Here is a 7,722-nt window from a genome sequence, read left to right as displayed (position 1 = left end):
TGGGTTGCCCATACTAACTGTAGTCTATCCATGTGAAAAGCGCTATAAAGAAGCAGTTAGCAGTTAGCAATCAGCTTTTCCTGCGGAATACTACGCAAACAGCGATCAGTAGATTTTTTTTGAGATACCCTCGTTTGCGGAGCATTCTTTAGTCCCGATCGCTTGAAGAAAAGAAACTGCATAACACATATTGGTATGAATGTCAAAATAAATTTTGTCGTATTAACACTCTTGATCGACTTTTGTAAGATTAGCTATACTGACAAAGAATAAAATTTTAAGGAAGTAACTGAATGGTTGCAACACCAGTCCAAATTAAGCACGAAGTAAAAGACCAGTCCCTAGCCCCTCTAGGAAAACAAAGAATTGAGTGGGCAGGTAGAGAAATGCCTGTTTTACGTCAGATTCAAGAACGCTTTGCCAAAGAAAAGCCATTAAGCGGAATTAAATTAGCAGCTTGCTGTCACGTGACAACTGAAACTGCTCATTTAGCGATCGCTCTCAAAAATGCTGGTGCTGATGCTGTATTAATTGCAAGTAACCCTTTATCTACTCAAGATGATGTAGCTGCTAGTCTCGTAGTAGATCATGGTATTTCTGTATATGCTATGAAAGGAGAGGATGAAAAAACTTATCTGCGTCACGTTGAAATAGCTTTAGACCACAGACCTAACATTATTATTGATGATGGTAGTGATGTTGTCGCAACTCTAGTAAAAAATAGACAAGAGCAACTTTCTGACCTCATTGGTACTACAGAAGAAACTACTACGGGTATTGTTCGTCTAAAAGCAATGTTCAATGATGGGGTGTTGACTTTCCCTGCTATGAACGTTAATGATGCTGATACTAAGCACTTCTTTGATAACCGTTACGGTACAGGTCAATCTACTCTAGATGGTATCATCCGTGCTACCAATATTTTATTAGCTGGTAAAAATACTGTAGTTGTAGGCTATGGTTGGTGCGGTAAAGGTGCAGCTCTCCGTGCTAGAGGTCTAGGTGCAAATGTAATTGTAACTGAAATCGATCCAGTTCGCGCTATTGAAGCAGTAATGGATGGTTTCCGCGTGATGCCAATGGAAGAAGCTGCTTCTCTAGGCGATCTATTCATCACTGTTACTGGTAATAAGCACGTTATCCGTGGCGAACATTTTGATGCGATGAAAGATGGAGCGATCGTTTGTAACTCTGGTCACTTTGATATTGAAATTGACTTGGAAACTTTGGGTAAAAATGCTGCTGATGTCAAGACAGTTAGACCTTTCACTCAACAGTATACACTCAAGAATGGTAAGTCTGTAATTGTATTAGGTGAAGGTCGCTTAATTAACTTAGCTGCTGCTGAAGGTCATCCTAGTGCAGTTATGGATATGAGTTTTGCTAACCAAGCATTAGCTTGTGAATATTTAGTTACAAATAAAGGTAAGTTAGAACCAGGTTTACATTCTATTCCTGTGGAAGTTGATAAGGAAATTGCTCGTTTGAAATTACAAGCAATGGGTATTGGTATTGATACTTTGACTCCAGAACAAATCGAGTATATGAATTCCTGGACTGTTGGTACCTAATTTATTTTTTAAGGAATAAGAGTCTAGTTTAATCTAAATTACTATTCCTGATAATAATTTTTAGTTTTATTTTGCTTTGAAAAACCCCGGTAAAATCTTGGTAAAACATCCATAATTTTATCTGGGTTTTTTATATTTGTATAATTCCATTGTACTTTTAACTTAATTCAATATTTAACTTCAAATAATATAAATCTGTGGCTAAATTATCTGTAGAATTACAACGATATTTTTTTGACGAAAAGTGTGTTTCTCAAGTAACTTTGGGAGATATTATTGATTTAGCAGGAGAGAGAATTTTTGGCTTTTTATTCGCGATCTTGTCTATACCTTCTGCTTTACCTGTACCTGCTCCTGGTTACTCTATTCCCTTTGGATTTTTATTACTTTTATTAGCATTTCAATTAATAATTGGTTCAACAACTCCCTGGTTGCCTAAAAGGTGGTTAAATCATTCAATATCTCTGGATAAAGTACAAGGGATTTTGAAAAAAGCTATTCCCTGGTTACAGAAAATTGAATTGATATCTCGTCCCAGGTTGAGTTATATTTGCACAAGTTTTGTAGGTAGAATTATTATTGGTTGCGCGATCGCTCTGATGGCTATTTCGATGATGATTCCAATTCCAGGCACTAATACTTTACCAGCGATCGGGATTTTTGTGACTGGTTTTGGGTTGTTGGATGATGATGGTTTTATTAGTTTGGTTGGGTTGGTTGTTTGTCTAATGGGAGCGATTTTAAGTGGTCTAATTCTGCGTTTTGGTTATGAGGGCGTCAAGGCTGGAATTGAATTGATTAAAAATTATTTGACTGGAAGTTAGGGTGTTAAAAGTCAAAAGTCAAAAGTCAAAAGTTAAAAGTTAAAAGTTAAATTTATTAGTCTTGTGGAATGGGCATCTTGCCCGTTTGATCGCTCCCGTTCGATCACTCCGATGAATATTTGCCAGAAAAAAATTTCAGCAAAGGGTTGATTTAAAATTTATTTGTGTTACTATTTGTATAGTGGGAAAGATGCACTCATATATACTCTATGTCCAGTATCCCAATTATCGCTTCATAACTTCATCCTGCTGAAAAAAAAAGACGATATAGATAATTTAGTCATCTTTAGATGACTTAAGCTATTAGCCAAGGATTTCAATCTTGGTTTGGTTTATTCCCAAAATTCGGAGTTTACCTCCAGATAAAGTTTCGGAAATAATAGATTTTGTGGATTTTTTGTCTCAGCAACAGCAACAGTAAAGTTTGACTCACTCTACTACTAAACTATCTGAAACAGCCTTTGATAAAATTTAGGATAATCCCGAAAATGATAATGCTGATAACTGATAACTGATAACTGAAAAGGAGCAATTATGAATTTAGTTTGTGAACTTCCTATGGGAATTTCGGAAAATGAGGCGAAGTTATTCTTAGCAATAAAATTGTATGAAATTAATAAAATTTCTTTAGGAAAAGCAGCCAAATTAGCAGGATATTCTAAGTCAGCTTTTATAGAAGTTTTGGGACAATATAAAGTCCCTATTTTTAATTATTTTCCTCAAGAACTACGGGAAGAAATAAGTAAATGATTGAAAGGACAACGTTTAGGAATTTCTGATAGAGATTCAATATTCTTTAACAGCTTTTGATACTAATGTCTTGCTGTTTCAATATTAACAATACAACCAATATTCCTACTAACAACTGATAACTGAAAAAAGGCGATCGCTCCGATGAATATTTGCCAGAAAAAAATTTCAGCAAAGGGTTGATTTAAAATTTATTTGTGGTACTATTTGTATAGTGGGAAAGGTGTGCTCATATATACTCTATATCTAGTGTCCTAATTATCACCTCATTTAGATCGAAGCACCTAATTTATCGCTTCAATAATTAACAAAACTCACCTCCCATCCTCATAACTCAACTTTTCACCAACGCCAAAAAACAAAGTACATAGTATATAGATATAAATAATCACACAGACAAATACTTACACTGAGTCGGAAAAAATACTAATTGCCAAAATTCGGAGTTTGCCTCCAGATAAAGTTTCGGCAATAATAGATTTTGTGGATTTTTTGTCTCAGCAACAGCAACAGCAAAGTTTGACTCATTCTATTACTCAGCTCTCTGAAACAGCTTTTGAAAAAATTTGGGATAATCCCGAAGATGCTGATACTGATAACTGATAAGTGAAAAGGAGCAATTATGAATTTAGTTTGTGAACTTCCTATGGGAATTTTGGAAAATGAGGCGAAGTTATTCTTAGCAACAAAATTGTATGAAATTAATAAAATTTCTTTAGGAAAAGCAGCCAAATTAGCAGGATATTCTAAGTCAGTTTTTATGGAAGTTTTGGGACAATATAAAATCCCTATTTTTAATTATTCTCCTGAAGAATTACGAGAAGAAGTAATTACTCAACTATCAAAAGCTGATAACTGATAACTGAATCTAACGTTGTGCTTCAGCAAACTCATAAAAAGAACGAAATCGACCATTTTCAAAATTATCTAATCCTTGCTGAATACCTTTAATAGCTTCTTCAGTATCGGCAGTTTCCTAGTCTAAAACTCTGGCAAGTAATTCGCTGACAACTAGGGAAATATTTTGTCCCTGTTGAGTTGCTTTTTCCCGGAGTCGTGCTTCTAATTCTGGAGTTAGGTTAATTGTAATTGACATATATATTGTTAATATTTTGATTGATAATTTAATGTTGCTTATACTCAAAAGGATTGAGGAGTAAAATTCCACAACCTTCAAAATCTCGTGTATTGCGGGTGACTAAAGTTAGTTGATGAACTTGAGCAGTAGCAGCAATTATCATATCTGCTTGAGAGCGTGTCTGACCTTGAGATTGGAATCTACCTCTCAATTAACCAGATAATTTGGCGATTTTTTTAGTAACTGGAAAAATCTGACATTTAGATTCAAAAAATATCTCAAACCATTCTTGAATTTGAGAGTTTGGTTTCCAATTTAAGCCGTAGGATATTTCTTCAACTGTGACGACACTAACAGATATTTCTGTTACTTCTGCTGCCCAATTTAATACATTTGGATTAGGTTTTGCTCGTGCTAATTCGCTAATAATATTAGTATCAAGTAGAAATATATTCAAAGATTATCAATAAAGGGGTTTGGTCTATTTTGACGAGTGGGAATTTCTAGTACATAGTCTGCTTGAGAACACAAACTCCGTAACTCCCCGAAGGTATCAGCTAAGGAAGGTTTTTGATGTTGTTTTTGCCATGCTAAAAACTCCTGAAATGTTTGGGCATCGATAATAGCAGCTACAAGTTTTTCTTGTTCATAAATCATTTGTGGTTTTTGGGTTGGTTATTTCAGGTCTGATAAATTTTGTTGTGCTTCGTGTATTTCCCAATTCAATTTTTACCTCCTATATTCTTGATATTTTGATTGATAATTTAATGTTATTTATATTAACATTGAACTCTAGAAATATTTTTATCTGGAAAAATGCCCAAAAAGGTTAGAGAATTAAAACAAATCTTGCAAAAAGCAGGATTTTCACTCTTATCAAGAAAATTTCTCCTAAATTCTGAATTCTAAATTCTAAATTCTAAATTCATCTCTGGAGATGTCTAATGAAATATAGCATTTTAATTCAATGGTCTGAACAGGATAAAACCTATATTGCTAGTTTGCCTGAATGGGGGAAGTATGCTCAAACTCACGGTGAATCTTATGAGGAAGCACTGGAAAATGCAAAGGAAGTTTTGGCAGATTTAGTTTACATTTATGAGGAAATGGGGAAACCTCTGCCACAGCTACAGAATTTACAGAAAATCTAATTTGTACAGAGAGCGATATTGAAGTCAAAAGTCAGAAGTTAGAAGTTAAGTTTTTACTGTGACTAATTTGGATAGTGGGATATTTATATCGAGCGTTCGATATATTTGATTCAACAGAAGTGAGGTAAGGAAATATTGGTTGACCTATTTTTGAGAAAGCTTTAAATTTAGCGATCGCCTGCCTTGAAGTCAGAAGTCAAAAGTCAGAAGTCAGAAGTTAGAAGTTAAATTTTTGCTGTGACTAATTTGGATAGTGGGATATTTATATCGAGCGTTCGATATATTTGATTCAACAGAAGTGAGGTAAGGAAATATTGGTTGACCTATTTTTGAGAAAGCTTTAAATTTAGCGATCGCCTGCCTTGAAGTCAGAAGTCAAAAGTCAGAAGTCAGAAGTTAGAAGTTAAATTTTTGCTGTGACTAATTTTAATTGTGGGATATTTATATCGAACCCTCGATATATTTGATTCAACAGAAGTTAGGTAAGGAAATATTGGTTGACCTATTTTTGAGGAAGGTTTAAATTTAGCGATCGCTCGCCTTGAAGTCAAAAGTCACAAGTCAAAAGTCAGAAGTTAGAAGTTAAATTTTTGCTGTGACTAATTTTAATTGTGGGATATTTATATCGAACGCTCAATATATTTGATTCAACTTTGGGAGAAAAACTGATAACTGATAACTGAAATGGCATCCTGCTTTTTTGTCTCTGGGAAAAACTCTAGACGACTGTGCTAAAAACTATAGGGGGTTTTGCAAAAACTACAAACCCCGACCAAAACCGGAAAAGGGTAGTCGGTGGGGTAGTGGGTTTTTGCCGAAGGTGGTGAAAAGGAAGGGGAAGAATAAAATTTCTCCTGGGCAAATGCGACTTCCTTGGGGGTTGTGGGAAGCTCCTTCAACTGAAGTGGTGGAGGTGGCGAGGCAGTTTGTCTTGGCAAATTGTTATGACCCAGAGGTAGCAATGCAATTTTTTGGTGATGTGTCGCAGATAAATGGATTATCAAAAACTGATACTACTCGGCTGGCGATGGCGGTGTCAGGTATCAAAAATCAAACGAAAAATCCTCAAAATCCAAACGTAGAAAAACCCTAAAATTTGCTTCTGCTAACTTTATTTATATTGACGGCTGAGACCCTTAGATGTTATACTCTACAAGTAGTACTCATGCAGCACTCATGGTATTGGTCCGTGTAAACAAAACCCAAAACACCCCTCCTCTGGCGTCCGGCGTCTCCCACTCTCATAATCCTCCCCCCTCTTCGCGTTCGCCTTCGGCGGTGGCGACTCTTGCATAGGTTTATTGAGTTTTTCTTCGCTTCCTAGATACTTCTTAAATAGATTAATAGGTATACCACTACCTCTGTCCTCAATTTCCACATCACTCATTCCATACACTGCTACAAGCTCACCCCGAACATCCACAACAGGCGCTCCACCCATTCCATCTGTGGTCAAATCATCATAAGAAACCAAGTAGCGCTGCTCCAGTCTACTATTAACTGAAAGAGAACCGGGAACAAAATTCCGTCCCGATTCCCCACCCCAAGCAGGAAAACTCAAAATATAAATAGGAGTATCTATATTCAGATTGCCAGAATTACCTATTTTCAGCGACGGATAATTACATTTTCCTCCCTCTGGTCGAAAAGTGACTAAAGCTAAATCTATATCACTGGGAAATATTTTAACATTCGCAACTGGCCAGACCTCATTTTTGGTAGCCAGTAATAATCTTTCGCCCTCTTCTTTGACAACATGAGCTGCCGTCAGTATGGTACAAACTCCTGTTTCTCCAGACACAAAAAAACCAGTTCCAGTTCTGGATTGATTTCTATATGATAGCTTGACAAGACTAGGCTCTAGTCTAGACGCAATATCACCTTTTTCTGGTGAGGCAATACTACCTTTTTCTGGCAATGAGAATAAAGAACAATTTGCCAGAGTTAGTGTCAGGATTAGTGCTAGGAAAGCTAGACCAAGGATGCGGGGTAGAGATTTCATCTATGATTCAGGGTTCAGAAGTGTTAGAGTCTAATTTTTCTTTATTATTACCTACAAATTAAATTATGGGCTTTCCCTTCCTATAGAGGAAATTGAAAAGGTCATTGCTATAAAAAAAGAGCCACTATTTTCCCACAATACTTATCTACTATTAAAATAAAACAACTTTTTCTAGTTGTCAAGGAGCGATCGCTCAAAATTAATCTTCCAGCAAATCAAGAAAATTTCTCCTAAATTCTAAATTCTGAATTCTAAATTCTAAATTCATCAAGCAATACTACCTCTCTTCCTAGTCTCCTTATAAGAAGTTCCCACATTTTTCAAACCAGCTTTAATCATTTCCTGC

11 protein-coding genes are annotated in these 7,722 nt (G+C 35.8%); 7 read left to right on the top strand and 4 right to left on the bottom strand.

Translation table 11 applies throughout. From position 1 onward, the window contains the following. Positions 1 to 293 precede the first annotated feature (293 nt). From ahcY to AC3DU7_RS19435, 5 genes are all read left to right on the top strand, one after another. Positions 294 to 1,571, top strand: a complete 1,278-nt coding sequence (gene ahcY, locus AC3DU7_RS19455; RefSeq protein ID WP_488040963.1) for an adenosylhomocysteinase — start codon at positions 294 to 296, stop codon at positions 1,569 to 1,571. 197 nt (positions 1,572 to 1,768) lie between these two features. Beyond that, on the top strand, positions 1,769 to 2,395 hold the full coding sequence (locus AC3DU7_RS19450) for an exopolysaccharide biosynthesis protein (protein WP_488040962.1): 627 nt from the start codon (positions 1,769 to 1,771) through the stop codon (positions 2,393 to 2,395). Between the two features lie 534 nt (positions 2,396 to 2,929). Beyond that, on the top strand, positions 2,930 to 3,145 hold the full coding sequence (locus AC3DU7_RS19445; RefSeq protein ID WP_488040961.1) for a UPF0175 family protein: 216 nt from the start codon (positions 2,930 to 2,932) through the stop codon (positions 3,143 to 3,145). 447 nt (positions 3,146 to 3,592) lie between these two features. Then, a complete protein-coding gene (locus tag AC3DU7_RS19440; RefSeq protein WP_488040960.1) occupies positions 3,593 to 3,748 on the top strand; it encodes a toxin-antitoxin system, antitoxin component, Xre family protein in 156 nt (51 codons plus the stop codon). 19 nt (positions 3,749 to 3,767) lie between these two features. Further along, positions 3,768 to 4,004, top strand: a complete 237-nt coding sequence (locus tag AC3DU7_RS19435) for a UPF0175 family protein (RefSeq protein WP_488040959.1) — start codon at positions 3,768 to 3,770, stop codon at positions 4,002 to 4,004. 265 nt (positions 4,005 to 4,269) lie between these two features. On the opposite strand, the gene AC3DU7_RS19430 is transcribed toward AC3DU7_RS19435, so the two are convergent. From AC3DU7_RS19430 to AC3DU7_RS19420, 3 genes are read right to left on the bottom strand one after another with little or no spacing between them, the layout of a single operon-like run. Then, positions 4,270 to 4,434: a PIN domain-containing protein gene (locus AC3DU7_RS19430; protein WP_488040958.1), complete on the bottom strand. Its 165-nt coding sequence runs from the start codon at positions 4,432 to 4,434 to the stop codon at positions 4,270 to 4,272. Continuing rightward, positions 4,435 to 4,680 carry a PIN domain-containing protein gene (locus AC3DU7_RS19425; RefSeq protein WP_488040957.1) on the bottom strand — a complete coding sequence of 82 codons (246 nt, stop codon included), beginning with the start codon at positions 4,678 to 4,680 and terminating at the stop codon, positions 4,435 to 4,437. Next, positions 4,677 to 4,880 (bottom strand): hypothetical protein, encoded by a 204-nt coding sequence (locus AC3DU7_RS19420; RefSeq protein WP_488040956.1) that lies wholly within the window; start codon positions 4,878 to 4,880, stop codon positions 4,677 to 4,679. Before AC3DU7_RS19420 ends, AC3DU7_RS19425 begins: the two co-directional genes overlap by 4 nt. 287 nt (positions 4,881 to 5,167) lie before the next feature. Between AC3DU7_RS19420 and AC3DU7_RS19415 the strand changes: the two genes are divergently transcribed. Both AC3DU7_RS19415 and AC3DU7_RS19410 read left to right on the top strand, forming a co-directional pair. Beyond that, positions 5,168 to 5,374 carry a type II toxin-antitoxin system HicB family antitoxin gene (locus AC3DU7_RS19415; protein ID WP_488040955.1) on the top strand — a complete coding sequence of 69 codons (207 nt, stop codon included), beginning with the start codon at positions 5,168 to 5,170 and terminating at the stop codon, positions 5,372 to 5,374. 700 nt (positions 5,375 to 6,074) lie between these two features. Continuing rightward, positions 6,075 to 6,467: a hypothetical protein gene (locus AC3DU7_RS19410; protein ID WP_488040954.1), complete on the top strand. Its 393-nt coding sequence runs from the start codon at positions 6,075 to 6,077 to the stop codon at positions 6,465 to 6,467. 81 nt (positions 6,468 to 6,548) lie between these two features. Here the strand turns inward: AC3DU7_RS19410 and AC3DU7_RS19405 are convergent, their stop codons facing one another. Further along, on the bottom strand, positions 6,549 to 7,376 hold the full coding sequence (locus AC3DU7_RS19405; RefSeq protein WP_488040953.1) for a S1 family peptidase: 828 nt from the start codon (positions 7,374 to 7,376) through the stop codon (positions 6,549 to 6,551). Between the last annotated feature and the right edge of the window lie 346 nt (positions 7,377 to 7,722).

Source organism: Okeania sp., assembly GCF_983059655.1.
The sequence above is the reverse complement of the archived record's forward strand: the minus strand, read 5'-3'. Positions and strand labels throughout refer to the sequence as shown.